At 49.7% G+C, this 25,803-nt stretch carries 24 protein-coding genes; 10 read left to right on the top strand and 14 right to left on the bottom strand.

Annotated elements, in window-relative coordinates; translation table 11 throughout:
* Positions 1-102 precede the first annotated feature (102 nt).
* The 11 genes from F1593_RS29215 to F1593_RS03715 all read right to left on the bottom strand — a co-directional run bounded on the left by F1593_RS29215 (position 103) and on the right by F1593_RS03715 (position 11,845).
* A complete protein-coding gene (locus F1593_RS29215) occupies positions 103-1,953 on the bottom strand; it encodes an N-acetylmuramoyl-L-alanine amidase (protein ID WP_149400217.1) in 1,851 nt (616 codons plus the stop codon).
* 630 nt (positions 1,954-2,583) lie between these two features.
* On the bottom strand, positions 2,584-3,081 hold the full coding sequence (locus tag F1593_RS03760; RefSeq protein WP_149400216.1) for a YggT family protein: 498 nt from the start codon (positions 3,079-3,081) through the stop codon (positions 2,584-2,586).
* A gap of 101 nt (positions 3,082-3,182) precedes the next feature.
* The gene (locus tag F1593_RS03755) at positions 3,183-4,946 is read right to left on the bottom strand and encodes a DUF2079 domain-containing protein (protein WP_149400215.1); all 1,764 of its coding nucleotides are present in this window, start codon (positions 4,944-4,946) and stop codon (positions 3,183-3,185) included.
* Between the two features lie 61 nt (positions 4,947-5,007).
* Complete coding sequence (locus F1593_RS03750) at positions 5,008-5,607, bottom strand: metal-dependent hydrolase (protein WP_172631839.1); 600 nt, start codon at positions 5,605-5,607, stop codon at positions 5,008-5,010.
* Between the two features lie 160 nt (positions 5,608-5,767).
* On the bottom strand, positions 5,768-6,100 hold the full coding sequence (locus F1593_RS03745) for a Rieske (2Fe-2S) protein (protein WP_149400213.1): 333 nt from the start codon (positions 6,098-6,100) through the stop codon (positions 5,768-5,770).
* A 6-nt stretch (positions 6,101-6,106) separates the two neighbouring features.
* On the bottom strand, positions 6,107-6,514 hold the full coding sequence (sufU, locus tag F1593_RS03740) for a Fe-S cluster assembly sulfur transfer protein SufU (protein WP_149400212.1): 408 nt from the start codon (positions 6,512-6,514) through the stop codon (positions 6,107-6,109).
* A gap of 56 nt (positions 6,515-6,570) precedes the next feature.
* Positions 6,571-7,830: a cysteine desulfurase gene (locus F1593_RS03735; RefSeq protein WP_149400211.1), complete on the bottom strand. Its 1,260-nt coding sequence runs from the start codon at positions 7,828-7,830 to the stop codon at positions 6,571-6,573.
* Positions 7,831-8,020: 190 nt separating this feature from the next.
* Positions 8,021-9,475, bottom strand: coding sequence for a Fe-S cluster assembly protein SufD (gene sufD, locus F1593_RS03730; protein ID WP_149400210.1), 1,455 nt, complete (start codon positions 9,473-9,475; stop codon positions 8,021-8,023).
* The gene (gene sufC / locus F1593_RS03725; RefSeq protein WP_149400209.1) at positions 9,468-10,295 is read right to left on the bottom strand and encodes a Fe-S cluster assembly ATPase SufC; all 828 of its coding nucleotides are present in this window, start codon (positions 10,293-10,295) and stop codon (positions 9,468-9,470) included. Before sufC ends, sufD begins: the two co-directional genes overlap by 8 nt.
* 23 nt (positions 10,296-10,318) lie before the next feature.
* Entirely contained in the window at positions 10,319-10,861 is a 543-nt protein-coding gene (locus F1593_RS03720) for an RrF2 family transcriptional regulator (RefSeq protein WP_371873788.1), read from the bottom strand.
* A 177-nt stretch (positions 10,862-11,038) separates the two neighbouring features.
* Complete coding sequence (locus F1593_RS03715) at positions 11,039-11,845, bottom strand: class I SAM-dependent methyltransferase (RefSeq protein WP_149400208.1); 807 nt, start codon at positions 11,843-11,845, stop codon at positions 11,039-11,041.
* Between the two features lie 295 nt (positions 11,846-12,140).
* Here F1593_RS03715 and F1593_RS03710 point away from each other — a divergent pair, with 295 nt between their 5' ends.
* The 4 genes from F1593_RS03710 to F1593_RS03695 all read left to right on the top strand — a co-directional run bounded on the left by F1593_RS03710 (position 12,141) and on the right by F1593_RS03695 (position 16,521).
* Positions 12,141-12,572: a hypothetical protein gene (locus F1593_RS03710; protein WP_149400207.1), complete on the top strand. Its 432-nt coding sequence runs from the start codon at positions 12,141-12,143 to the stop codon at positions 12,570-12,572.
* Positions 12,573-12,727: 155 nt separating this feature from the next.
* A complete protein-coding gene (locus F1593_RS03705) occupies positions 12,728-13,612 on the top strand; it encodes a 4-hydroxy-3-methylbut-2-enyl diphosphate reductase (RefSeq protein ID WP_149400206.1) in 885 nt (294 codons plus the stop codon).
* Between the two features lie 32 nt (positions 13,613-13,644).
* On the top strand, positions 13,645-15,045 hold the full coding sequence (locus F1593_RS03700; protein WP_149400205.1) for a helicase-associated domain-containing protein: 1,401 nt from the start codon (positions 13,645-13,647) through the stop codon (positions 15,043-15,045).
* Between the two features lie 39 nt (positions 15,046-15,084).
* Positions 15,085-16,521: a helicase-associated domain-containing protein gene (locus tag F1593_RS03695; RefSeq protein ID WP_149400204.1), complete on the top strand. Its 1,437-nt coding sequence runs from the start codon at positions 15,085-15,087 to the stop codon at positions 16,519-16,521.
* Positions 16,522-16,539: 18 nt separating this feature from the next.
* Here F1593_RS03695 and F1593_RS03690 read toward each other — a convergent pair whose 3' ends face one another.
* Both F1593_RS03690 and F1593_RS03685 read right to left on the bottom strand, forming a co-directional pair.
* Positions 16,540-17,583 carry an ABC transporter ATP-binding protein gene (locus tag F1593_RS03690; protein ID WP_149400203.1) on the bottom strand — a complete coding sequence of 348 codons (1,044 nt, stop codon included), beginning with the start codon at positions 17,581-17,583 and terminating at the stop codon, positions 16,540-16,542.
* A gap of 27 nt (positions 17,584-17,610) precedes the next feature.
* Complete coding sequence (locus F1593_RS03685) at positions 17,611-18,219, bottom strand: RNA polymerase sigma factor (RefSeq protein ID WP_149400202.1); 609 nt, start codon at positions 18,217-18,219, stop codon at positions 17,611-17,613.
* Between the two features lie 746 nt (positions 18,220-18,965).
* Here F1593_RS03685 and F1593_RS03680 point away from each other — a divergent pair.
* On the top strand, positions 18,966-19,154 hold the full coding sequence (locus tag F1593_RS03680) for a helix-turn-helix domain-containing protein (RefSeq protein WP_149400201.1): 189 nt from the start codon (positions 18,966-18,968) through the stop codon (positions 19,152-19,154).
* Between the two features lie 548 nt (positions 19,155-19,702).
* Positions 19,703-20,074, top strand: coding sequence for a hypothetical protein (locus F1593_RS03675; RefSeq protein ID WP_149400200.1), 372 nt, complete (start codon positions 19,703-19,705; stop codon positions 20,072-20,074).
* A gap of 70 nt (positions 20,075-20,144) precedes the next feature.
* Here the strand turns inward: F1593_RS03675 and def are convergent, their stop codons facing one another.
* Positions 20,145-20,651 (bottom strand): peptide deformylase, encoded by a 507-nt coding sequence (gene def, locus F1593_RS03670; protein WP_149400199.1) that lies wholly within the window; start codon positions 20,649-20,651, stop codon positions 20,145-20,147.
* A 100-nt stretch (positions 20,652-20,751) separates the two neighbouring features.
* On the opposite strand from def, the gene tilS reads away from it, so the two are divergent.
* The 4 genes from tilS (at position 20,752) to F1593_RS03650 (ending at position 24,794) form a co-directional block, all read left to right on the top strand.
* Positions 20,752-22,215 (top strand): tRNA lysidine(34) synthetase TilS, encoded by a 1,464-nt coding sequence (tilS, locus tag F1593_RS03665; RefSeq protein WP_149400198.1) that lies wholly within the window; start codon positions 20,752-20,754, stop codon positions 22,213-22,215.
* Between the two features lie 14 nt (positions 22,216-22,229).
* Positions 22,230-22,814: a hypoxanthine phosphoribosyltransferase gene (gene hpt, locus F1593_RS03660; protein WP_149400197.1), complete on the top strand. Its 585-nt coding sequence runs from the start codon at positions 22,230-22,232 to the stop codon at positions 22,812-22,814.
* 294 nt (positions 22,815-23,108) lie between these two features.
* Positions 23,109-24,119 carry an NAD(P)H-dependent glycerol-3-phosphate dehydrogenase gene (locus F1593_RS03655; RefSeq protein WP_149400196.1) on the top strand — a complete coding sequence of 337 codons (1,011 nt, stop codon included), beginning with the start codon at positions 23,109-23,111 and terminating at the stop codon, positions 24,117-24,119.
* 24 nt (positions 24,120-24,143) lie between these two features.
* A complete protein-coding gene (locus F1593_RS03650; protein ID WP_149400195.1) occupies positions 24,144-24,794 on the top strand; it encodes a hypothetical protein in 651 nt (216 codons plus the stop codon).
* Positions 24,795-25,803 lie beyond the last annotated feature (1,009 nt).

Raw genomic sequence — 25,803 nt, 5'->3', positions numbered from 1 at the left:
TAGCAAAAAGTATATCACATCGCCAACAGGTGTGGTAGATTGCTTCTCACATTCTTGGATTGATTTCTGTTGAGTTTATCTAAAGTGATCCATGCGCGCTCGCTAAAATGCCACATCTGCTTCTGAGATCCAGCCCTGGCGATGGTTAAAATTGATCTCGTACCAATCGCCTGTTTCGGGATCATGCCATGTCATGCCGGAGACAAAGAGCGCGCCCGGTGGCGCATCTCCAATCTGGTAGTCACTGTCCAGCGTTGGTTTACTGTAAATTTTTGCCGCATCGCCCATCGAAAGCGCAATACCTATGCCGTGTGAGACATTCTGCGGCTTGAGTGCCAGCCACACCAGACGCGCACTTGCCAGATGTCCTGGTTTATCGCCATGAAGGTGGCTCTCCGTTCCATACCAGATTTGATACATCATCTGTCCGCTTCCGGCGGCATCCCATGCGAAATTAGTATAGGCATAACTGATGCCCGGTTCTACATTGCCCGTCTCATTTAAAATACTATCCCCGGGGGCCTGCGGTATCTGTCCTGATGCGGTACTGGGACCATTGTAGAGCTTAATGAAATTATAATTGAGCGCTGCTTCCTGGCCTTGCGTGCCCAATGGTAAGAGATCAGTCATGGGATGGGCAGTGATGATGGTAGGATTAAAGGCTTCCTGTGTATAGGGAATACCCGATTGATTAATCAGTTTGAAATAATAATCCCATAGCCAGTAAGGACCGGGATCGGTATGGTTGGGTGTGAGCGAAAGTGATGGAGCTGGAATATCTCCATGTCCGATGACATGGGTTCGATCCAATGGGAGATGAAATTTGTTGAGCAAATACGCCGTCAATCTTGCCGAGGCCAGATATTGGGTTGCGTTAAACCATTGATAACCGTTCTCCGCATAGCCCGCATGTTCAATGCCAATGGCATGCTGATTATACCAGTAATTGCCAGCATGATAGGCGATATCTGAATCGTGAACCAATTGATAGATGGTGCCATCAGTATCAACGACGTAATGTGAGCTTACTCCGTTATGCACATCATGGAACGTATTTATTGCCTCCCATGCCGTCCCTTCGACATCGTGGATCACCACAAAATCCACAGGATACGCGACTGGACGCAATGCGCTTTCATAGGTGCAGGGAGCATTGTCCTTTACGCGATTACAATCAAAGATCTTTGGCTTGACTATACAATCGATGGCACCTGGATAGTCGGTCTGTCCATCGTTCACACATCCTTTTGGCAGATTGGCTATGGCTGGTAAGGCTGATGACATCTGTCCTAATGCGCCAACGATATTGTTCCGCATGTGGGACGTGGTCCATGGAGAAGCCAGCGCGGGTAGGGATACTGCTTGTGGTGGCAGTATCACCCGTTCGCCCGTCTCTGCCATGGCTATAAAGCCAGTGTGCAGGATATGATAGATCTCATGAACGTACATAGCTGCTATATTGGCATCACCTGCACCACTATACACAACCAGTACAGCGGACCAGACATGCGGCGAGAGTGTCGTTCCTGGCACTCCAGCAGGCGAGAGACGTTGTTGATATGCATGGAGAACCGCAGCGCCACCACGAATATTCAATGTTAGACTTGTCTTCAATGCATCGGGAGCTCTGTTTAAGGCTCGTGCTGCCGGGATAAGTGTTGCATGATGTTGATTGGCCAGAAGATGCATACAGCCATATCCCTGATCGACACTCGGCGTCCCACCATGATTGCTCAAACGACCTTCCAGATAACAGATCGCCTTCAGTAGAGGAGCTGGTACCTTAAAATCCAGGGCCGCCTGTGCAAACGTCTGCTCTAGAGATCCTGCTGCCAGCGCCTGTGAGGTAGGATTGTGTAGCGCGTTTCCCATTCCATCAACGAGCATCCCAATCAGTAACAAGAGCAGTAAATTGGGGAAGCATCGACGTTTAAAAAAAGTCCAGATATGCATACAAAAAGATCTTTCTCCACAACTTCCACTGACATCGCATCAACACTACCATTATGCACTGCCACAACAAAATTAATGCTTCTTATACATCTTTATGCTCACGTATAGGCAGGCGCTTGAGCGCCTGCGCCTTTTTTGATAATTTGTACAAAAAGATCAAAGAGTGTGTCAGCCTCCCATGCTCTCCACGATCTCTATGTATGAGCTTTTGCACTTGTGGTGCTCAAACATCTTTTTAGTGTGTAGTGGAGAAAAGGTTCGAAGAACCTTTTCTCCACTACACACTAAAAAGGGCGCAGGCGCGTAAGCGCCTGCCAGCAAGATCCCGATGATACAGGGAGACTGGCACATTCAAAGAGTGTACCAGTCTCCCATGCTCTCCACGATCTCTATGCATGAGCTTTCACACCTGCGGTGCTCAAAACAGTTTTTAGTGTGTGGTGCTGGAAAGGTGCGTAGCACCTTTCCAGCACCACACACTAAAAAGGGCGCAGGCGCGCATGCGCCTGCCCGCAGGTCAAACAGTAAGAACCTGATGGGGATGGGAGTCCGACACATTGAAAGATCTTTTTGTGCAAAAAAATCTTTCAATGTGTGAAGGTCAAGAATGGTATGAGTGTTTTCTATTATTTAACTGGCGACTTCATCTGGACTGGATATAAGGATGCGAAGGAAACGTCGTATGGCCCAGAAGATTAACCAGTAGATGAGCATCGCGATCAAGGTGGACCATTCGAATTCTTGACCGGAGCGTAACTTGAGCGAGTTCACAATGTTGGAAAATGGGAAGAGTACAATATCAGTGAGCGCGTAGAGAAAACCTACGAATAGGTTTATCTGTAGTGCTCCGATTAATTTCAGGAAAAAACGAATGATTAAGGCGACTTCTAATACGATCAAAAACCACTGAAGAAAATCGTTCAGCTTGCCGATAGCATAACGTACCGTCCGGGCCTCTTCCTGGCGTGTCTCTGCGCTCTCGACCGCCGACACCGATTCTACTGGTGCAGGCATTGGTTGTGGCGCGGGCTTAGGAGGTAAATCCTCCATGCGTCTACGCTGTGGTAGCACATCAGTTGGTGGTAGGGCACGGTTCGGTTCATCTGGATATGATGGGTCCTTGCGCATCCTGCAATCCTCTCATCTATTTGTAGTCAAGCTCGCTTAAACACGTATGAACAGCAGAAGCTGATCTTGTCAAAATTATAACATTCTTTTTTACCGCTGCGCTATGGTTTCGCCCTTACTAAAAGTATAACTCCATCGGCCTGTGCAAGCGGACGAAATTCTCCTGTGTGCTGGATCTGGTTCAGAATATCCAGGAAGTTATCTGAGAAGGTAAGATCCTCAGGAGAAACCTGATTCAGGTCCACGATCACATACTGGACCGGTATTGCCTGTCCCGGCGTCATGGTAGAAACGGTCAGTTCAGGGAACACTGTGACATAACGCCGCTCGGTTAGATGAGGATTGAGCGTTCCGCTGGCTGATACAACGGCATCTTTAGGGATCATATCTAACAATTGTTGGATATGCTGCTGACGTGCGACTGGCATAGCGTTGGGTAAAAAACTATAGAGTTGGGGCCAGATCACGACCAGATTGAGCGCGATCATACAGACGAACCAGATTGCCAGCACGCCCTGTAACCAGCTGGCAGGCAACCAGTGTGCCAGATCCTGCATGCGACTGCGCAGTATCAGCCGGCGCTTATGGCCCGCATTCAAGCCGTGTGTGAGATGCAAACGTGTGACCAGCATGCGCCAGCCTTTGGCGATACCATGCCAGAGACGGATAGCGGCATTACAAATAGTGGTAATTGCTACGGCTGTGCCAGGGATCGGCTTGCCTGGCGCGTAGGTTGTACGTTCCAAAACTACATCTTCGCGGTACAGTTCTTGTTCAGTCTCCTCATCGCGCAAGCCATACCAGTAGAGATAGAGGCGTCGTGTACCCTGAATGGCTGCAATCACCACAAAAGGAATGATGGCTGCATGATAGTGAAAGATGCCATTATGTTGAAATGATTCAGAGGTGAGCAGGTTGATTGCCAGTGAAGGCAAGGTAGGAATTAACCACTCGGGCGCAAGCAACGCAATGAAGCCGGTGCTACGGAGGAGGCTGGCAAGATACCAGACGCGATCCAGGGTGATCAGGACGCCAAAGATGATCCAGGGGTGGGTGAGCACATTGAAGATAGCGGCCACTGGCGAAGGTCCCAGTGCCTGATAGCGATACCAGAAGTTATTTTGTTGTGCGCCGACATTGAAGTGCGGCATAATAATCCCAAACGCAATCGCTGACCAGAGTATGCCGCAGATGCAGACAATCGCGCCCAGACGTGGAATACGATATTTCCAGATGGCTAGCAAGGCCAGCAGCGCGACCACCAATCCCATATCTTCCTTGCAGGCGGCTGTCAGGATACAGAAAATGACAAACCAGACAGAACGGCGATAAGTGAGGGCCAATACGGCATACAATAAGAATGATGACACCAGGGTAAGGGCATGAAAATCAAAGATATTTTCACCGATCAGAGCAGGAGCCAGGAGATATCCTAACGCCATCAATGGAGCCAGCAATGGGAGCGTCGGTAACGATTTCCGGGCCAGCAGAAACACCGGGATCGCACCTGCCGCCAGCACCACGGTCTGAATGATCAACAGGGTGCGTGGATCAGCGAAAAACACATAAAATAGGGAGAGCAAAAAAAAGATTGGCTCTACATGTTGCGCCAGACGAATCGGAGCCCCATACCAGTTAGAAGAATGATTGGTAAACTCGAACAGGTGGCCGTGCAACGTATTCCAGGCTGCCTGATCCATATTGCCCAGGTCGAAGGCCGTTGCTTTGAACGTGGTATAGCGCAGAATAGATACAGCGCACATTGCAACCATATAGGCCACTACCAGGGCAATCAGTAGCAGCCAGGCAAGGCGTTTTTGTGCTGATAACGAAAAATATGCGCCAGAGCGAAAACGTTTTATCATCTTACTCACTAAAGCCGCCAGAAAACCGCCGTTTCCGACCGTTCCATGACCAGTAATAGAGTTAAATCACTATAATAGAGTTGTAGATACCGGCTGCAACCAGAAACATAATAATCCAGACAATCACGAACTCCGGCCAACTCCCGGTACGAAAGCGCCAGTGAGAATTGGGCGGAAAACCAAAGCGTTGCTTGTACGGCCAGAGCAAGGGCACACCACCGAGTGTCAGGGCATCCGCTGCGATATGGAAGATGCAGCCGAACAACACACCGAAGAAAAAAACATGGGAACTGGAAACAAAATTTGCCGGAAAGGCATAGCCACGCAGATCTAATAAATAGCTCACCACGCGCTCAATGCCAATCGCCAGTGTTGAGCCAAAGGCCAGTCCTAACAGGCTATGGAAAAACGTCCGATGGCCCGCCAGCCTTTGAATCCCCTTGCTGATCACACCCAACTTTTGCCCTAACGTACTGCGTGCATTATCGATATCCGGCAAAAGTGCTCCCAGGGCGACTGCAGCATAGTACACCCCTTTATCCACCAACAAATTGAGCGAGACATAATGGGCCCCAGTCAAAGCGGGTCCACTGATATGAAAGAGGCTATCTATCACCACACCGGCGGCAAGTCCAACCAGAAGATGTGAGCGACCTTGCATCTGGAATCCTTTCAATGCATGAGAATCATTAATCAGAGAAATTGTATGGTGACAGAACACAACTGTCAACTGCAAGGGTTGCAAAGGGACGGTTAGTCCCATTACCGGGGTTTGGGGTGTCTCCGAGAATTACAATTCTTGTTGGACTTCCTTCTGCCTATCAGGCGGGAGGAAGTCCAACAAGAATTGTCTCCCCTTCCACTTTGACGGTATAGGTATAGAGATCTTGACGCGCAGGACCACGTAGAACTTTACCGGTGCGCACATCAAAACGCGCACCATGCCAGGGACAGGTGATGCTACATCCATCAAATTCCCCCTGGTTCAGGGGGCCACTGATATGGGTGCAATTGTCGGTGAAGGCAACAATCTCCTGATCCAATTTGATCAGACAGATCAATTCGCCATCAACTTCCCTGGAATGGACCTTGCCATCTTGCAGTTCGCTGATTTCTGCGGCTTTATAATACTCTAATGCTTCTTCGGACATCATCTTCTACTATTCGTCCTCGTCGTCCTCATCGTTGGGCTTCTCCAGACCGGCAATAGCCAGTCCGCGATGGAGCACACGGAGCGAGAGAAAGGCGCATTTTGAGCGGGCCGGGCTGATCGGTATTCCCAATGCTTCCAGGATATCGTCTTTGCCAAGCGCAATAACCTCCGCGATGGTCTTACCTTCGATCATCTCTGAGAGCATAGAGGCAGAAGCCTGACTGATCGCACAGCCACGTCCCTGAAAACGTACCTCCGTCACATGACCATCTTCAATCTGCAGGTCCATGTTCAATTGATCGCCGCACAGCGGATTGGAATCTTCACTGTGAATATCCGGTGATTCTAATGTTCCGTAATTGCGTGGATCTTTGTAATGGTCCAGGATATATTCGCGATAATAATCCATTGACATACGCATCCACCCCCTTTTGTTTCTATTTTTACATGAATATGATTGGCAACTGGATCTTAGAAGTGAAAGATTTGCTGCGCTTTTTGTAATCCTTGTACCAGTATATCAACTTCTTCTTTGACTGTGTAGATGTAAAAACTTGCTCGTGCCGTTGCCGCCAGATCATAGCGATCCATCAACGGTTGAGCACAATGGTGGCCAGCGCGTACCGCGACGCCGACTTCTTGATCCAGAATTGTGGCGAGATCGTGTGGATGCACATCCTGAACATTAAAGGAGATCACGCCGCCACGCAGGCTGGCCTCGGGACCATAGATCGTCACACCAGGAACCGCTTGCAGCGCTTCTAACGCATAGGTGGTAATCTCTTGCTCATGCTGCCGCACGGTATCCATACCCAGGGCGTTCAGATAATCCACGGCTGCGCCAAAGCCGATAGCCTCCGCAATGGCGGGCGTGCCTGCCTCAAACTTCCAGGGTAGATCATTCCAGGTGGACTCGTGCAACTTGACGGTACGGATCATATCGCCGCCACCCATGAAGGGGGGCATAGCTTCCAGTAACGCCTTTTTGCCATAGAGGATACCGATGCCAGTGGGACCCAGCATTTTATGCGCGCTGAAGCAAACAAAATCCGCATCCAATTCTTGCACATCCAGGGGCAGATGGGGGGCGCTCTGGGCGGCATCCAGCAGGACTACCGCGCCAGCGGCGTGGGCTTGAGCGATCATCGCCTTTGCGGGATTAATCGTGCCCAGCACATTCGACATCTGTGTAAAGGCAACCAGTTTCGGCTGCTGTTCCAGCAATTGGGTATAGATATCGAGACGCAACTGACCATCATCGGTAACGGGTACGAATTCAAGCCGTGCACCTGTGCGCTGTGCCAGCAACTGCCACGGCACCAGATTACTATGATGCTCCATCTCGGTGAGAATAATCAGATCACCGGCCTGAATATTGGCGCTACCCCAGCTATAGGCGACAAGATTAATGCCCTCAGTGGTGTTGCGGGTAAAGATAACCTGTTTGCTCTGCCGGGCATGGATAAAGCGGGCAATCTTCACACGTGCCTTTTCCAGGGCCGCGGTGGCCTCTTCGCTGACCTCATAAACGCCGCGATGGACATTGGCATGGGAGTAGCGATAATAGTGGTCCATGGCCTCCAGGACAGGAATTGGCTTTTGGGAACTGGCGGCACTATCCAAAAATATAAAAGGCTTGTTGCCGTGAACTGTGCGCTCAAGGATAGGAAAGTCTTTGCGGATCTCGGCAATGGTGCGGCCCGCGAGGGAATTTGATGTAGATGTAACCATAGATGTGCGACCCTTCTTGACTGCTGGCGAAGAGGGCGCGCAAAAGCAAAGATGTGGAGATATCAGCAACCATAAGGGGCGGGCGACCAGAGGCTGATCGCCCTTGAACAGGTTCTGCCCGGCGTGATTGCTAACAGCGCCAGCGTATGGTCGCCCTCAAACAAGCATACATTCAATGCTAACGTATGAATTAGTATTCCGCGAGTTTGATCTCATCGTCGTTGGGGTTACCATTCAGGCTGACAGCGTGCTCATCAACACCTTCGATCTCCCAGCGCTCCTGAGCATCGACCCAGGTATCGGCCTCGCTCTCCTGAGCCCCACTCATGCGGCTAATTATGCTACGGCGTAAGCGGATACGCAGGTTTTCGACGGGAATGCGTTGCAGCACTGGCTCAAAGAAACCCTGCACGATGATCCGTTCTGCCTCTGCCCGTGCGATACCACGGACCATCAGATAGAACAGTTGCTCCTCATCGATCTGGCCGCTGGTTGCGCCGTGACTGGCGCTCACCTCATTCGCAGCGATCTCCAGACCCGGGATAAACTCACCACGGCACTGTTTGCTGAGAAGCAAACCATGAGCGGATAAGAAAGAGGCCGTCTGTTGCGCCTTCGGACGAATACGAATCATGCCATCAAACTCAACGCGGGATTGATCGGTCAGTACGCCCTTGACCAGTGTCTCAGCATTGGTAGAGAGGCCCACATGATCGGACAACGTCTTGATCATGAAGCGCTGATCGTGGTCTGCAAAGAAGACGCCAACCAGTTCACCGGCCACGCCATTACCCTGCAAGCCCGCGCCAACTGTTTCCAGGGTCAGCTTACTACCCAGATCCGCCAGGACAAATGTCACGCTGGCATCATTGTCAAAAACAGCGTTCTTATCAGTAATGTTCCAGATGTTCTGTCCCAGATCCTGCAGATTGCTGAACTCAACGCGTGCCTCACGTCTGGCAAAAATCTCAACCACATCGCTCAGCAAGGATGGCTCCTCACCGGCTACGGTCGAGTTATATTCCTGTACGAAGCGTACGCTACTCTGCTCTTCCGCGATCACCAGGGCGTGCGAGAAGGCTGCTGCCTGAGGCTCATTTACCCAGACCTGTGCCAGCAACGGTTTTTCAATCTCTACACCCTTTGGAATGTAAAGGAAGAAACCACCGCTCCAGAAGGCGGCATGTAACGCCGTGTACTTGCTGGATGCCACCGGGATACAGCGGGTCATAAAGTATTCTTTGACCAGGTCGGCATGCTCGCGCACCGCCGTATCCAGATCGGTCAGGATAACTCCCTGCTGCTTCAGCTCATCGCTTAACTCCGTGTGTACCACGGTCGAGTTGAGCTGTACGATCAAGCCAGAGCGCTCATTGACCAGCGAAGCCTGCAATGACTGCTGTACAGCCTCTGGCAGATCCGCATCCTTCTCAGCAGGAGCAAATGCATTCAACGTCTGAAAATCAAAGCTTGCCAGTGTTCTCTGTGTACCAAGATCACCACGGCGGCCAAGAGGTGCCGCGGTATTTTCATAGGTTTCCCAGGCCTGTAGACGCAACTGTAGCATCCACTCAGGCTCCCCCTTGTAGCGCGACAACGTTTCAATCGCCGCACGGGAAAACCCTGGAGCCAAAGTATTAAGCATCAACAGTCACCTCATTCACTTCGTCATCAGTTGGGCGCAGCCATTCATAGCCCTTCTCTTCAAGTTCGAGGGCCAGTTCTCGACCACCGGATTTCACGATTCGGCCATTAAACATCACATGGACATAATCAGGTTTGATATAGTTCAACATGCGCTGGTAGTGGGTGATCAGCAAGATACCCAGGTCGGGGCCGGTCAAGGCATTGACGCTCTCGGATACGATACGCAGGGCATCGATATCCAGACCGGAGTCGGTCTCGTCCATCAGGGCAATTTCTGGCTCAAGCAGCGCCATCTGTAAGATCTCGGCGCGCTTCTTCTCACCACCAGAGAAACCATCATTAATTGAGCGGTTGATAAAGCTATTATCGACACGCAGCAACTTCATTTTAGCCTGCAGCAGTTTGCGGAACTCACCGGGGGGAACCGTTTTGCGTTTGCCCATTTTGCCGGTAGGATTCTCGCCCTCTTCGACTGGCTTGTTGCCCTCACGGACCGCTTCCAGGGAGCGGCGTAAGAAATTCGCTACACTCACACCCGGAATCGACATTGGATACTGGAAGGCCAGGAAGAGGCGCATGCGTGCACGGCGGTCTGGCGAATATTCCAGGATGTTCTCACCTTTAAACCAGACTTCCCCCTCTGTCACTTCGTATTTGGGATTACCCATAATTACATTTGACAATGTGCTCTTACCGGAGCCATTGGGACCCATCAATGCGTGTATCTCACCCTGACGTACGGTAAGGTTAACGCCACGCAAAATCGGCTTGCCTTCTATATTGGCATGTAAATTTTTAATTACAAGTTCAGATGCCATTTATTCTAAAACACCTTCCTTATTTATAAGGGACGAACTTTCGTTTCGCCATCCTTAGCAGGCAGACAGAGTTCTTGCGAACCTGCACCCACATGTATATCAGAGAGAGCGATAAATTGTGCTGCGGCGCTACTTTCTTGCTGTGACACGGTCGCTAATTCAGCCAATGTCATAGAATCGAGCGTCTGAGCGACTGCGTCCCGCACCTTCGTCCACAGATATCGCGTCTTACAAGCGTCCAGAAAGTTGCAAACCTGCGTCATCTCGCCTTCAGTCGCACAAATCATGGGAGCGATTGGGCCCTCTAGAACACGCACCACTTCCCCCATTGTAATCTCCGCAGGATCACGGCTCAGCTTATAGCCGCCATGCGCGCCGCGTGTGCTCATTACAAGGGGGGGATTGGCTTCTCGTAATAATTTCACCAGTTGTTCGAGATAGGCCAATGGGAGTGTCTCAGTCTGAGAAATATCTGTCAAAGAACGAGGGCGACTGCCATAGTGACGGGCAAGGTCCACCATGATTCGTACGCCATACTCGCCTTTTGTAGATACACGCAACATCATGGTTTCTCCATTCTCAGCACTTCGCCTGATAGAACAACAAATTAATCCGACCAATTCACTAGGTTTTATTTTAGCACTTGAAGAGGGAGAGCGTCAACTGCCCGATGTTTTCTCTCTCAAAGCTTGAGAGAGAAAACATCGGGCAGTTGACGCTGAGATGTATATGGTGAGAGGGCGTCAGGCAGGTTTGCTGCCGATGACGATCTGGCGTGTGCCTTTTCCGAAGGGGTTCCAGTGATAGTCGCCATAGAGAGCATCCACGCGAAAGCCGGTGGCAATGAAGAGCATCTGGAGTTCACGTGGGAAAAAGAGATGCATATCGAGCCTGGAAAGATAGCGTTCATTTTCTCCGTTCTCAAAGAACTTTTCATGCGTCCAGGTGATATGTTGCGTCTGCTCAAATGCGTCATATTTACGCGTTGTATAGAGCAGCATCGTAAATTCTCCATCAGGCGCTTCGATTTCATCTTCCAGATAGACGGTGGAGGGGCGATTGAGGGCATCGCTGAGATAATCAATGTCGGGTACGAAGGTGTCAACGACAAAGCGTCCCCCGGGAGCAAGATGCTCATAGACGGCACGGAAGGTTTCTAGCTGTTGCTCGATCTCGTAGAGGTGGCAGATCGAGTTGAAGGGCAGAATGATGAGGTCGAATTTGCCCTTATTCGCCAGTTCAAACTGACTCATATCGCCCTGATGCAGGAGTACGCGCTGTTGTACAGCCTCAGGCTCGCTTTCCAGCTTACGTCGATACGCCTTGAGCATACCTTCTTCGATGTCCAATCCTTCAAGTATGAATGAGCCGGGACTGTGGAGCAGTTCCAGTCCTATTCTCCCACTTCCGCACGCCAATTCTAATACATGCTCTGGCATATAGCGAACTACCAATTCGCGCCAGAAAGGCAGATCTTGTTCAGACTGACTCTGATATTCCAGATCGTAGTCATCAACCTGCTTGTAATATTCACCCATTTCATAGGGCATAATTGTTTATCCTTGCTGCTAATAGAATGGAATTATGGTCACCTGAGGTTTCCGTGCTAGAGATTAGCACAGGAATCTCAACAAAGCAAGGCGTGCGTTATACAATGCCTGCTTGCCTGAAACGAACAATAGCACTGCTTGTTTCTCAAGGAAAATTCTAACCCAGAACCGTGTCACACCGTAGAAGAAAATACAGGATGCACCTGATGTCAACTGGTTTCGATTTGCTATAGTATGTATAAATAACAGTAAAGCAAGGCAATAGTCATTTATCTACGGTAGAGGAGAATCGTCAATGCAAGACCTAGCGCCAGATGTGGTGTCTATCGCGGATGCATGCCTTGGTGGATTACAAGGTCGGTCAGCATTATTAATTGGGCCTGAAGAGCTACGCCTTCCCTATTTGAAGCTACTTCGGCAGGCACGTATGAAATATGTGTATCAAGAAGAGACTTCAGCCAGGGTACACTATCTTCTCCCGCATGTGCAATTACTCATCTATATGCCTGCCATCGCTATGCTTGAAGGTGGCAATACGCACGTTCCTCAACTTACTGCAGCCAGCATTGCGAAAGGATGTGAAGGGAGACGCACCCCTTTGCTGATCTTTGATCTTGCCCCCTCTACTTCTGTGGAAGAACTGGCCGGTCTGCTGCCCGCTGTCTGCCTCTATACTCCCAATGATCTGCATCGCATACTTTATAAAGCAGAATTAAAGGCCTGTTAGCCTTTCTTTTTCATCCACTACCCACTTTTTGGTAGTCGCGACATCAGTAGACACCAGTGTATAATAAAGAGATTGAAATGGTCCTCATCGAGATGGATGAGGGCTGTTCTAAAGTGAAACCCATCATTCCTTTGGGAAGAAAATAGAAGAAAATAATGGAAGTAATCAAAATTTCACCCCGTGGATATTGTTATGGTGTTGTTGATGCGTTGACTATTGCGCGTAAAGCCGCCAAAGATACCAGCCTGCCACGTCCTATCTATATTATCGGGCAAATTATTCATAATCGCCATGCTATTGATGAGTTGACCACCATGGGCGTAGAGACGCTCGATGGTCCTAATCGTGCGGAGATTCTGGAGCAGGTACAGACGGGAACAGTTATTTTTACCGCCCATGGTGTCTCGCCCGAAGTCAAACAACGCGCCATTGATCGCGGTCTGACGTGTATTGATGCCACCTGTCCCGACGTGACCAAGACGCACGATCTGGTTAAAGATTTGGTCGGCAAAGGCTATTATATTCTCTATGTGGGCAAAAAAGGACATCCTGAGCCGGAAGGCGTGATGGGCGAGATTCCCGGCCATGTCAGTCTGGTTGAGGTTGAGGCCGATGTTGATGCTCTGGCTCTAACACCTGCACAGCAGGAAAAGATCGCCGTCTCGACCCAGACCACCCTCTCACAATGGGATACCCGACGCGTCATCCGGTATATCAAGGATCGCTATCCTCAGGCTGAGGTGCATGTGGATATCTGTGCCGCCACTCAGACGCGTCAGGAGGCTGTCGCGGCCCAGGCACAGGGGGCGGATCTGACTGTGGTAGTGGGCGATCCACGCAGTAACAATACCAACCGTCTGGTCCAGGTGTCAGAAGAATTAGCAGGCGTACCTGCCGTGCGGATTGAGGATCTCTCACAGCTTGATCCAACCTGGCTCAAAGGCAAGAAGCGTGTCGCTGTGACGGCTGGTGCCTCGACACCCAGCCAACTAACCCGTGAAGTGATCCGCTTTCTGGAGCAATATCCTGCCGAGGTATAGCATTGTACCGTGAAATGTAGAAGGACTTTCGTATGCTTAAAGAGAATAACACGACGCCAGAAACATACCTGCCAGCTACGCGTTCTCTGTTGTATGATATTGTTACTGTTATCAATACAGTGTATCAATCGACGCTGGAGCCAACTGTAGAGGGAAAAATACCCAAACGCATCAGTAAAAAATTATTGCCATTACTGAAAGGCAACGTCCTGCGTACTGAAAAGGAAATGGATGCCTATCTGGCATTGATTTTGGATGTTCTTAACAATAGCGGTATCCTTACCTATATAGACCCCGACCCAACGGATGAGAAAAAGAAGCTCTATCTTGCTCCTGGAGTTGGCATGGAAACGTGGCAACGCATGAATTCTATCAAGCAGGCGCAGTTCCTGTTGAGCGCCTGGGCGCGGTATAGCAATTGGAAGGATACGGCTATCCTTCCCGTTGAGTCTGGCCGAGCAACCTTTTTTTTCTATGATATGTCTGGCTCTGAGCTCCGCCCGCTTGTCCTGGAACAGTTACGTCAATGCCATGAAAACACCTGGTATCGTTTGGAAGATTTTATTCGACGGATCGGGATTGTCTACCATACAGCCGAGCGGACAAATTCTCCGGCGGATTTTGTCGAGTTGGAGACAGAGGTTACCCGGCCAATTAGTTTGGGGCGAAGAAATTATGAGACATGGGTAGAACACAATACTCCAGTTATCGCGAACATGTTTTTCACTACCCTGTATGAAACAGGGCTGGTAGAGCCTGGCTATCATGGGAAACGCCTGGATCGGCAACATATAGACGTGCTTGCCTGCGTTTTCCGTCTCACTGAAGATGGCAAGGCAATCCTGGCTATTGATAAAGCTATCGAGCCGGAAGATGTCAAACCTGTCGTGATTGTCCAGCCCAACTACGAAATGCTGCTATTGGAACTGCACCTGCCAACGCTCTATCGTGTGCTTCCGTTTGCCCAGCTTAAACAGATCGATCAGGTTAGTACATTTGTGCTTACGCAGGACTCGTTGGCAAACGCACTCAAAAAAGGGCTGCGTTTCGAGAAGGATGTCCTGTCCGTCCTCCAAAAGGTCAGCCAGAAAGAGCTCCCACAAAACGTGCTCTATAGTCTGCAAGATTGGGCCAAACATTGTAAGGTGGCTTATCTATCGCCAGTCCTGCTCATTGAAGTGGATAACGATGCTCTCGGACAGCAATTAGCCGCCGACGAGACATTGCGCAGTTTAAATGTGCGCTCTCTTGCGCCGAACCTTTTTACAATCCAATTCTCTGATCCCGAACAGATGAATCTCCCGACTTTTCGGGATGCGTTAGAAAAGTTAGGGGTTTCCCTCAGTGTAAAAGCGATGCTCATGCGCGATGTTGAGGACTATGATGACGACGACGATGACGACGACGATGATGACTATCACTTTTTTGGATGACCCGGGATTTTGATACTGCTGCTATAGCTGATACTGTAAATGGCTGAGGATATTATGCTCGAAGTAACTGAAGTTGTTCCACAAGTTGTGATGCATACCGCAACGCCGCTGCTCTATGACCTGGCGGTCATGGTGAATGCGGTCTATCAGATGAAGATTGAACCAACCCAGCAAGGGTTGATTCCCAAGCGCATCGTGAAAAAGCTGCGTCCTCTACTCAAAGGAAAGGAACGCTCTAGTCTCTACGATCAGTCAGATAGCTATGCCGATATGCTCTATGAATTGTTGGCACAAATGGATATCCTGTATGTGGGTCTCATGCAAACTGGAGATGACAAGCCAACCTTTCTCCCAGGCCCAGCGTTAAAGCAATGGCAGCAGGCAAGTTTGGTTGAGCAGAGCACCCTGTTGCTGAAAGAATGGACCAACAAGAATTGGGGCGACACGGTTATCTTTATCGTTGAGCATCGCTACAATAGCCTCAGCTACCTTTATGAGAAGTATAAGATCAATTTTCGTCAGTTGCTGATCAATAGCCTCGAAAAATGCACTATTGGAGCATGGTACAGCATCTCTGCATTGTTGCGCGGCATGTGGGAGGAATATCCCGCCCTCAATACCATAACGCAGCATATCCAGGAGCAACCGTATTATCCCTATGCCTACTATAGTTATGGGCAACAGGGGAAATCCAGTGCCCGTTCCAAATCTAATAAAAAGGAGCGCGAGCAGACACCTGACGAGCAATTTCAGGAGTGGCTCGCCATCAATAGCTCCTATGTGCTGAATATGTTCTTCTCGTCCCTGCACGAAATGGGTTTCGTCGAACTGGGATATCCCCGGACTAGCGATGACACAAATCCAAGCCTTGATGCCTGTCTCTTTCGTTTGACTGAACTGGCTGATCAGGTCTTTCATTTCGATGGTGTGACCAAAACTGAGTCCGAGCAAAAATTGCTGATCATCCAGCCCAACTATGAGATCCTGCTCCTGCAACCTGATATGCCCACGCTCTATCATATCCTCCCATTTACCCAGATAAAACAGATTGATCAGGCCAGTACATTGCTCATCACCCAGGCATCCGTTTTTCAGGCTATACAGCAGGGATTGAAGTTTGAAGAGGACGTCCTGGGCGTATTACAAAAATATTGCATGAAAGAGATTCCACAGAATGTCCTCTATACGCTCCAGGAGTGGCAGAAGCTGTATCAAGAGGTGACTGTTTCCTATGTAAGTTTTCTTGAGGTCAGCAACGAAGAAACGGCGCAACGGCTCTATCAGAATGCAACTCTGCGTACGATGGGTATTCGCCATATCGCCCCCTGCCTCCTGATTATTCCGGTTCCAAAGGATGGCAGCAGTGACCTTGCGGCCCTGCGAAAAATCCTGGCAAAAGAGAACATTGTGGCGCGCTTCCTGGGCCTTCCAGATAACTTCCATTCTGACCGTAGCAGCTATGCCCGCTACATGTAATGTAGGTTATCGGCAGAGCTAAGGAGGATTGGGGCTTGTGGTCAGGTCCAGGAAGTATTGTTCGAGGCTGGTTTCGTGGCGACGAATCTCGGTGGCGTATAACCCTTTCATCCCAAAGAATGCATTTAGTTCGGCGGCATGCTCCATGGTTGCCTCGACAAGTAACATTTGTCCGCCAGGAGGTACCCAGCTTTGCTCGTGTTCGGCAGTTATGATTCTTGAATCATTCAGCCAGGGCCATGTTCCAGGATGCAGAGTATGCAATAACAATTCTGCCTGTTGGAGCATATGAGGATCAGGAAAGCTAAAAATAATGGCTGGCTGCTCGGAGAGGAGATCCTGTACTTTTCCCTGGACCAGTAAATGGCCGCGCTTGATGATCGCAACGCGTGAGCAGACCTGTTGAATTTCATGTAGTTGATGGCTGGATAGAATAACTGTAATCCCTTGCCGCGCAAGCTGCCCAATCAATTCGCGAATATCTACCACTCCGGCGGGATCTAATCCATTGGTTGGCTCATCCAAAATAATTAACTGGGGATAATGGAGTAAGGTAGCGGCCAGGGCCAGGCGCTGGCGCATGCCAAGCGAGTATTTACTATAGAGATCCCTGGCACGGGTAGCAAGGTCTACCAGTTCCAACATCTCTTCAATGCGTTCCTCTAGCGCTTCAGACTGCGGCTGGCTGCCAAAGGCTGCGATGCCATACAGGTTCTCACGTCCCGTCAGAAAAGGATAGAATACAGGCTGCTCTATGATCGCACCTACATGGCTCAGGGCCTGATAGCGCTGCTTAGAATCATCCATAGGATGTCCCAGGAGCGTGACCTTGCCCGCTGTGGGATGGATCAGTCCGAGCAGCATCCGTAGCGTAGTCGTTTTGCCTGATCCATTTGGCCCCAACAGCCCATAGACGTCTCCATGATACACTTCAAGTGCCAGTTGATCGACTGCCGTAAAGGTATCAAAGCGTTTTGTTAAGCCTTCGGTTCGCACAATCACTTCGGCCCGTTTGGATGCTTGTCTCTGGGGAAAATTATGTGGTCCTGGAGCCGTTTCCATCAAGCTTCCATCCTTCCTTTCTCATCCTTAGCGCGATTGTAGTGAGGCTCGGAGCTTGGTACAGGCACGATAATAATATGTTTTTGCCGTCGTCATTGGCATCTCCAGCACCTGACCAATCTCAGAGAAACTGCATTGATAGAGATAGCGGAGCAGCACGACCGAACGGAATTTTGTGGGTAGCGCCTGAATAGCCTGCTGTAAAGTATGCTGAAGATCGTGATACTCCGCTATCTCTTCTGGCAACGGTTTCGTATCCGGAATCGTTGCCAGTGGCGGCATCTCCTCTTCCTCGGCCTGCCATTCCATCGCTGAAAACAGCGTTACACGGCGACGGCGGCGTTTGCGTAGCTCATCGCGACAACAATTCTGTGCGACGCGAAATAGCCACGGCTTTAATTGCTCGCCGGTCGGTAGATTCGGGAGTGCGATATACAGCTTCAAAAATACCTGTTGCAATACATCACAAGCCTGATCATACTCGCCCAGGTGATGATAAATAAAGCGATACAGCATGGTATGATAGCGCTCAACGAGGGCTTCAAAGGCGACTTGATTGCCAGCCAGTACCTCACGAACCAGGATACCATCTGAAGACTCCAACCACCGCGTAGGGACATGTTCTCGCTTTTGCATAAGGAGATCCTTTCTGTCATAGGCTGTGTTATTTCCAATCAACGCATCCTCTTTAGCTGAGGACCGTACGAACGTACAGCAGCGTCGTACATGACTATCAATTCTGCATCCCCCTCTGCTGACATCTATTTGTCTGCTTGCTGAGAAGTGTAGCGGATTGTTGAGGAAATTGTCATCCTCCAAAAGGACGATTCATCCACAACAGTCCCTTCTCATCTTGCGACAGGGCGCTGAAGCGCCCGAACTCTTTTCTTTCTTATGTTGTGTAGAAAATATTCCAAGGCACATTTTCTACACAACATAAGAAAGAAAAGAGTGCCAAAGGCTGGAAGATTCATGCGAAGCTGTTTGCTGAAGAAAAATAATCTGTTGAAGCTAATACCACTCTGTCCTGGTGAAAGAGATCCCCAACTTGGATTATAGTCTTTATACAGTAGGTGTCGTGAAATGATAGACCACACGATTTTTAGTGTAGAAAACCATAGCGAACCATATTAAAGGCTATAAATTTCACATTTAAGTGTCGCATAGCCTGAATCTTTTTTTTGAGGTACACCCCCTTCAGTAGTATGCACATAAAAAAAGTCATATCAATGTAAAAATTCTTTCAAAATCCTTTTTTATACCACTTTACAAGTCTTCATCAATATTATACAATATTGATACAATGTTCTTGTATGAAGAATCTCATACATCTTTTTCCACGTTCTGGCGTGGCGACAATCAAATACAAGGTAGGAGGAGCCATGAGTAACAATCTATTAACAGTATCCGAGGTAGCTCGCATTCTCCGGGTTGATGACGCAACGGTGCGTCGCTGGGTCAAACAAGGGGTGTTGGAAGCAGTGGTCTTGCCGCATGTCCATTCACGGCAGGTTTATCGTATCAAGCGCGAAACATTGGATCGAGTCCTTGGTGAGAGCGATATTCAGTAATGTAGTTATGTCTATGCAGAAAAAACTTTTCTAACAAAAGATATGGCGCGCCAGCTGTTATGGCGCCATAAATTGCCATATGCGCAAGTATGATCCTGTTTTTTAAGGTGGGTCAGTTTTATTATCTGGCGAGATCAGATTGACCTGATTAGCGGATGATATGCCGTGCTTCGCTTTGGGGGGAAAAAGCGAGGCTGTTGAGCAGCGACCACCTCTTATTTTGGTCGCCCTAATGTTCTCCTATGGTAGCATCCTGCCTCTTCCCATGTTTCCCCTATCCATCTTATATCTATCTAACTATTGCCCAGGGCTATTTAATTTTCGGAAAAAAGCGGGAGTTGTTAGGGGCGGCAGACCCTGATCGGAGCGCGATGGCAGGCATGTCGGGGCATGACAGTCCTCGCTTCTCTCTTCCGTTTCCCGCCGCAGGCGGGAAAAGGGAAAATTAAATAGCCCTGACTATTGCCAGGCGCGCTTGATTCTCTCATTTCAGGAGGTTATAATGATTGAAATGCTATCCTGTGCAATTGTGTTGGGAGATTTTTGCTTTGAGCAATAACTATACATCGAGATCTGATTCTGGGGCTATGGGCAACGGCTCTTCGGCTAACAACCGCCGCGAGATGCGTGCGGAGCATAGTACTGGTGCACTGCCATCCCTGGGTACGCTGGGTATTGAGCGCACTACGTCTTCTGGAGCATTCGACTTTGAGCATATGGTGCAGTCCCTGCGTGACCTCTTTGAGCAGGATCGGCAAATCGCCAGCCAGACGGATGCCAGCCGTTGTGGTATCTGCTACCATTACTTCCGTGTCAGTGAACTCCATTATCGTGAGGAAGGTTTTTATGTCTGTCCTTCTTGCGAGCAGAATCTTGGTCATCAACACATATTCATGTTACGTAAACAACAAAAATTGTAGCCTTGCAATTTAGTCCATAAAAAAGGCCCTTCCCAATAAGCGCGGGAGGGGCCTTTTTTCAAATTAAGAGTTAGTCAGCCAGGACGGATTCTTGCTCGTCGTAGTCTTCTTCTCTCAGCTCAAGCAGATCCTGGGGATTGTCCAGGCGATCAATGAATAAAATCCCATCCAGATGATCAATCTCATGCTGGAGAATGCGTGCGAACCAACCTTCGGCATTGACACGGATGGCTTTTCCGCGTACATCCTGCCCCTTGACTACCACTTTGGTAGCGCGTCGAATATTTTCGCCTACGTATCCTGGTATGCTCAAGCAGCCTTCTTGTCCCAGTTCTTCACCTTCGGCTTTGACAATCTCAGGATTAAATACGGCAACTTTTCGATCATCATATTCTGCCACGAAAACACGAATTGATTGCGCGATTTGTGGGGCTGCCAATCCTACTCCATTTGCTTCCCGCATCGTCTCAAACATATCATCTACCAGTTTTTGTAACGATGGATCGAAGCGATGTATCTTCTTTGCTTTCTGCCGTAGAATTGGATTTTCTGTTGTTATAATTTTCCGAATAGCCATATTAGTCTCTATACCCCTGCACAACACGCTAGCGAACTACCAACGACATGAATGTTATAATTGATCTAATCGTATCATATCAAAGGGGTGAAGCGCAAATATGTTGGAGATCATCGCTGCAACTATTGATGAGTATTCATTGTTACCGACTGAGGGCACTGTGGTGGTGGCCGTCTCTGGTGGAGCGGATTCGCTTTGCCTGTTACATGTGCTTAAGCAACTCTGTGGCCCCGGTAAACGCTATCCACAGGTGCAGCTCCACATTGCTCATCTCAACCATCAACTACGTGGCCTTGCCAGTGAGCAGGATGCCCATGCCGTAGCGCAACTGGCGCAAGCCTGGGATATTCCTATCACGCTTGCGATGCTGGACGTTGCGGCTCTGGCACAGCGTGAGCACCGCTCGTTGGAGGATGCGGCACGTCAGGCCCGCTATCATTTCTTGCGTGAGGTTGCGCAAGGACAGCCGATTGCGGTCGCCCATCATCGCGATGATCAGGCCGAGACACTCGTGCTGCACTGGCTACGAGGGGGCGGTATCGCCAGCATGGTTGGACTTCAGCCGAAGCAGCACGATATTATTCGCCCCTTGCTCAGCATCGGGCGCGCCGACACTCTGGCCTATTGTCTCCAACATGCCTTGCATCCCCAGGAGGATGCCAGCAATAGCGATACGCGCTATCTGCGCAATCGTATCCGCCATGAGATCCTGCCGACCCTGGAAAGCATCAATCCTGGCTTTCGCGAGACCCTCCTGCGCAACGCTGAAACCATGCAGATTGATCTGGCCTGGATTCAGACCCAGATAGACAGCGCCTGGCCTACGGTCATCCTGGCAGAGCAAGCGGATAATATACAGGTTAATATTCCCGTGCTGCGCACGCTCTCCCAGAGCATTCAACGCCATCTGCTCCGCCGTGTTACCTCACAATTATGTGATGGACAATCCCCCCTGGAAGTGCGCCACTATAGCCTGTTAGAGCAACTGCAGCAGCGTCCAGCTACGCGTGAGCCCTTGACATTACACTTACCACAACAACTCCATGTACTACGCCAGGGTGATATACTGGTCTTCAAACATATTTCAAAGCAAGTGGAGAGCGCTGAGATTACGACTTCTCCTGCAGAGGTTGTGCTCTCGATTCCTGGTCAGGTTGTGGTCCCGGGTACGCCCTGGTTGGCGACAGCTGAATGGTTGCCAGAAGCCAGCCTGCAACAGGTACGTCCGGCTTTGCAGCGTCAGGATTGGTCCGAAGTATGGCGTATCTTGCCCGTGACGCCATATGTCATCTATATAGATGCCGCCATGCTTATCTCCGGCACCTTGCTGGTGCGCACTCGCCGTGCCGGGGATAGGATACAGCCGCTGGGCATGCGTCAGGTTAAGAAAATCAAAGAGATTTTCATTGACCGGCATGTTCCACGTGAAACGCGGGAGCAGCTTCCACTATTCTTTTCGGAAACACAGTGTATTTGGTTGGGAGGAGTCTATCCAGCTCATCATGTGCGCCTGACCAGTGAAACACAGCAGATTGTGCGTCTGTCTATGCAGTCCCAATTATAGTAGCAGAGGAAAACATGCATCAGGATATAGAAGAAATTCTTCTTTCAGAAGAGCAACTCCAGGAGAAGATTGCCGATCTGGGAAAACAAATTACCCGCGATTATGCCGGAGATCATCTTCTCCTCCTTGGTACCCTGAAAGGGGCCGTCCCCTTTATTGCCGACCTGGCTCGTGCTATCGAGTTGCCGCTGGAACTCGATTATATGGCGGTTGCCAGTTATGGGAACAGTACACAATCCAGCGGTATTGTACGTATCATCAAAGATCTGGAAGGGCCGATTGACCAGAAACATGTCCTGATCATCGAAGACATCATCGATAGTGGTCTCACCCTTCACTACTTGATCGACTTGCTCAAGCGGCGCAATCCCCTTAGCCTGAAGGTCTGCTCACTACTTAACAAAGAGCGCCTGCGTATTAAAGATGTGCCGATCGATTACTATGGCTTCACCATTCCTGACAAATTCGTCGTTGGCTATGGTCTCGACTATGCTCAACTCTATCGCAATCTGCCCTATATTGGCATCCTAAAACCCTCCGTCTACTCAGAGGAAGCTACCCCCGAAAAAACACACAAAAGCATGGCTGAGCAGAAATAGCAAAGAAGCAGATAGGATGTAACATGTTGCATCCTATCTGCTTCTTTTCTCGTTAAAGTAAAGCCAGCCAAACCTGAAAGTTGCCGCTGGTGAGGGCACGCTGCGCAGCGGACAAACGTTGGAACTTGCTCTTCCCTGATCCGATGTGTGAGCTATAATTCCCAATGGGCGCGTGTCAAGCGATCTCATCGCACCGCGTCCATCTCATGCTCATCTATGTTACAATGACGATGTTCTGACCAGCATCAGCCAGGCTGTTAAGTAGCTTTGTATTAGATAGAGGGAGAGTATGTGATGGTATCAGTTGGGGTGATTGGTAGTGGTGCCTGGGGTACAACCCTTGCATTATTGCTTGCCAGAAAGGGCATTCCCACTACATTATGGGATCACCAGCCAGCACGAGCACAACAGATGCAACAGCAACGTGAGAATAGCTTGTTCTTGCCACATTTTCCATTCCCAGACGCCATACAGGTCACCGCGAACATCGCCGAGGCGGTCCAGCAGAAAGATTTAGTCTTGTTGGTGACTCCTTCGCAGAAATTGCGCGACAATCTCCGCCTGCTGGCTCCTTATATTTCACCTCAAACGATCCTTGTCAGCGCCAGTAAAGGCATTGAATTGAATACTCTGCAGCGCATGACGGAGATTGTTGCTGCGGAACTTCCCCGGTCCCGGGGGCGGATCGCGGCCCTCAGTGGCCCTAATCTGTCACGTGAAGTTGCCGAGGGCAAACCAACGGCGGCCGTGGTCGCCTCTGAACAGCTAGATATTGCCGATCAGGCCCGTATGATTTTGACGGGGAACACTTTCCGTGTCTATACATCGCATGACGTGATTGGGGTAGAATTAGGCGGAGCACTTAAAAATATTATCGCTATTGGGGCGGGTGTGAATGATGGTCTTGGTTATGGAGAGAATGCCAAGGCTGCTATCATTACACGAGGATTGGTAGAGATCTCGCGCCTGGGTGTGGCGGCTGGCGCGCATGCTCTCACCTTTTCTGGTCTGGCCGGGATGGGTGATCTGGTGGCGAGTTGCGCCAGTTCACTCAGTCGTAACCAGCAGTTGGGACAACGTCTGGCTGGTGGTGAAAGCCTCTCAACGATCCTACAAAGTACGCGCAGTGTTGCTGAAGGCGTGACAACAACACAGGCCGCTTTGCAATTGGCCGCACGGTATCAGGTCGAAATGCCGATTGCAAAACAGCTCAGCCTGGTCCTCTTTGAGGATCTTAATCCACACCAGGCCGTCACAGAACTTATGATGCGTGATCCGAAAGGAGAGCTCGAAGGATTTATCTGAGCGAGCAAATAGAAGAGAAAAGCTATGGCACAAGCACAAATACAAACATATGCTACCTGTACGCAGGTAACCTTTCCAGACATTTTATACCGCTATCGCGAGGCTCTGATTCAACTTGGCTGTACTAATCAGCAGGTCCTGGAATGGATTACTGAGATTACATGGCCGACCTCCGATGATGACAGCTTTGGGGATATCTATGCCGCTCCGGTCAGGCTTACCCCTCCCGATACCGCTGGCTTGGAATGTGTGGGTATTGAGATCTCACTGTATGGGGAGGCAGCCGTTCCCAGCCTCAAAGACCTCCCTACCTGGGTTGGCTTTAATCTCTTGATTGATACCGAGCAACTCCCACCAGGCTCTACGGAAGTTCTCTTTTCGGCCCAGGTAGGACGCACGATCTGGCAAATCTTGCAGGTGCTCGCACGCAATTTTACTGAGATTGGTGCCTATCTCACGGATGAGTGGCAGGATAACCAGACCTGGCGTATCATTGCCGAATCCGCAGGTGATCCCTGGGTATTTTGTCTTGGCGTCTTCCCACGCCAGCTGGCAAGCTATTTCATAGAAGTTCCTGCAGGCTTCAAAGGAACTGTGGTGGATGCCGGTTTTGGTTTTGCTGAAGTTAATCGCTGGCAAAAGTTGCCCTGGGAAACAACGCAACGGGTAAAGTGAACTGGCTCTATGTGGCTAGAGGCGCGATACATGTGCACCTTCATCTGCTCATACTCGTGCCCCGCTAATCTCTTGACGTGATAAGTCAGTCTTTCGCTCCGCAGGTCAGGATGAAGCGCGCTACAAATTATCGCTTTTGCTTGTCGCCATCTATCAGCGGTGAGCACAAATTCGCTGCAAGTACCACAGAAGGGCCATGGCTTCTAATCTCATGCCTATAAATGATATACTTAGGCAAGGTTCAAACGGATGTGACAGTTGTGAACGATGGAATCACCCCAAAATAAATCCTGAAGCCGCTCAGGAGGCCATCTCAGGATTTATTTTTCACAATGTGGATTGTTCAAAGTTGTCACATTGATCTGAGCTCATTTTGAACCATGCCTTAAAGTATCAAATGGTTCAGTAAATCTATGAATACGGTTCAGCAGCGCATAACTTATTTATCACTTGTGGAGCGGGACCACTCTCTAAGAGTGTGTCAGCCTCCCACTACCAGCGGGATCTTGCTGCTCCCTGGCTGGCAGGCGCTTGCGCGCCTGCGCCCTTATTAGTATGTGTTGCAGAAAAAGTTCAAAGAACTTTTTCTGCAACACATACTAATAATTGGTTTGAGCACCATTGGTGCGAAAACGCATGCGCGAAGATCATGGAGACGATGGGAGGCTGACACACTCTAACAAAGTATTTGATTCCCATCACCATCGGGATCTTGCTGCTGACTCACTGGCAGGCGCTTGCGCGCCTGCGCCCTTATTAGTATGTGTTGCAGAAAAAGTTCAAAGAACTTTTTCTGCAACACATACTAATAATTGGTTTGAGCACCATTGGTGCGAAAACGCATGCGCGAAGATCATGGAGACGATGGGAGGCTGACACACTCTAAGATAGTGTTTGATTCCCATCAGAATGCCGATAAAGAAAGGAGAAAGATCAAAGCAGAAGGAGCAAAAGAGATGAGAAGAAGTCAGCATCGCGTCGCCATGACAGGCAAGCGGCCCGCCTATCC

Origin of the sequence: Dictyobacter arantiisoli, assembly GCF_008326305.1 — a bacterium.
Lineage (GTDB): Bacteria > Chloroflexota > Ktedonobacteria > Ktedonobacterales > Ktedonobacteraceae > Dictyobacter > Dictyobacter arantiisoli.
The sequence above is the reverse complement of the archived record's forward strand: the minus strand, read 5'-3'. Positions and strand labels throughout refer to the sequence as shown.

Excerpts from the sequence above, each read along its gene's own strand:
- F1593_RS03705 (WP_149400206.1), top strand. The coding sequence starts at position 12,728 with ATGGAAGTAATCAAAATTTCACCCCGTGGATATTGTTATGGTGTTGTT.
- F1593_RS29215 (WP_149400217.1), bottom strand. The coding sequence starts at position 1,953 with ATGCATATCTGGACTTTTTTTAAACGTCGATGCTTCCCCAATTTACTG.
- F1593_RS03695 (WP_149400204.1), top strand. The coding sequence starts at position 15,085 with ATGGCTGAGGATATTATGCTCGAAGTAACTGAAGTTGTTCCACAAGTT.
- F1593_RS03745 (WP_149400213.1), bottom strand. The coding sequence starts at position 6,100 with ATGATGTCCGAAGAAGCATTAGAGTATTATAAAGCCGCAGAAATCAGC.
- F1593_RS03755 (WP_149400215.1), bottom strand. The coding sequence starts at position 4,946 with ATGATAAAACGTTTTCGCTCTGGCGCATATTTTTCGTTATCAGCACAA.
- sufU (WP_149400212.1), bottom strand. The coding sequence starts at position 6,514 with ATGTCAATGGATTATTATCGCGAATATATCCTGGACCATTACAAAGAT.
- F1593_RS03735 (WP_149400211.1), bottom strand. The coding sequence starts at position 7,830 with ATGGTTACATCTACATCAAATTCCCTCGCGGGCCGCACCATTGCCGAG.
- F1593_RS03720 (WP_371873788.1), bottom strand. The coding sequence starts at position 10,861 with ATGATGTTGCGTGTATCTACAAAAGGCGAGTATGGCGTACGAATCATG.
- F1593_RS03715 (WP_149400208.1), bottom strand. The coding sequence starts at position 11,845 with ATGCCCTATGAAATGGGTGAATATTACAAGCAGGTTGATGACTACGAT.
- def (WP_149400199.1), bottom strand. The coding sequence starts at position 20,651 with ATGGCTATTCGGAAAATTATAACAACAGAAAATCCAATTCTACGGCAG.
- F1593_RS03655 (WP_149400196.1), top strand. The coding sequence starts at position 23,109 with ATGGTATCAGTTGGGGTGATTGGTAGTGGTGCCTGGGGTACAACCCTT.
- tilS (WP_149400198.1), top strand. The coding sequence starts at position 20,752 with ATGTTGGAGATCATCGCTGCAACTATTGATGAGTATTCATTGTTACCG.
- F1593_RS03685 (WP_149400202.1), bottom strand. The coding sequence starts at position 18,219 with ATGCAAAAGCGAGAACATGTCCCTACGCGGTGGTTGGAGTCTTCAGAT.
- F1593_RS03750 (WP_172631839.1), bottom strand. The coding sequence starts at position 5,607 with ATGCAAGGTCGCTCACATCTTCTGGTTGGACTTGCCGCCGGTGTGGTG.
- F1593_RS03700 (WP_149400205.1), top strand. The coding sequence starts at position 13,645 with ATGCTTAAAGAGAATAACACGACGCCAGAAACATACCTGCCAGCTACG.
- F1593_RS03650 (WP_149400195.1), top strand. The coding sequence starts at position 24,144 with ATGGCACAAGCACAAATACAAACATATGCTACCTGTACGCAGGTAACC.
- F1593_RS03690 (WP_149400203.1), bottom strand. The coding sequence starts at position 17,583 with ATGGAAACGGCTCCAGGACCACATAATTTTCCCCAGAGACAAGCATCC.
- sufC (WP_149400209.1), bottom strand. The coding sequence starts at position 10,295 with ATGGCATCTGAACTTGTAATTAAAAATTTACATGCCAATATAGAAGGC.
- hpt (WP_149400197.1), top strand. The coding sequence starts at position 22,230 with ATGCATCAGGATATAGAAGAAATTCTTCTTTCAGAAGAGCAACTCCAG.
- F1593_RS03710 (WP_149400207.1), top strand. The coding sequence starts at position 12,141 with ATGCAAGACCTAGCGCCAGATGTGGTGTCTATCGCGGATGCATGCCTT.
- sufD (WP_149400210.1), bottom strand. The coding sequence starts at position 9,475 with ATGCTTAATACTTTGGCTCCAGGGTTTTCCCGTGCGGCGATTGAAACG.
- F1593_RS03760 (WP_149400216.1), bottom strand. The coding sequence starts at position 3,081 with ATGCGCAAGGACCCATCATATCCAGATGAACCGAACCGTGCCCTACCA.
- F1593_RS03680 (WP_149400201.1), top strand. The coding sequence starts at position 18,966 with ATGAGTAACAATCTATTAACAGTATCCGAGGTAGCTCGCATTCTCCGG.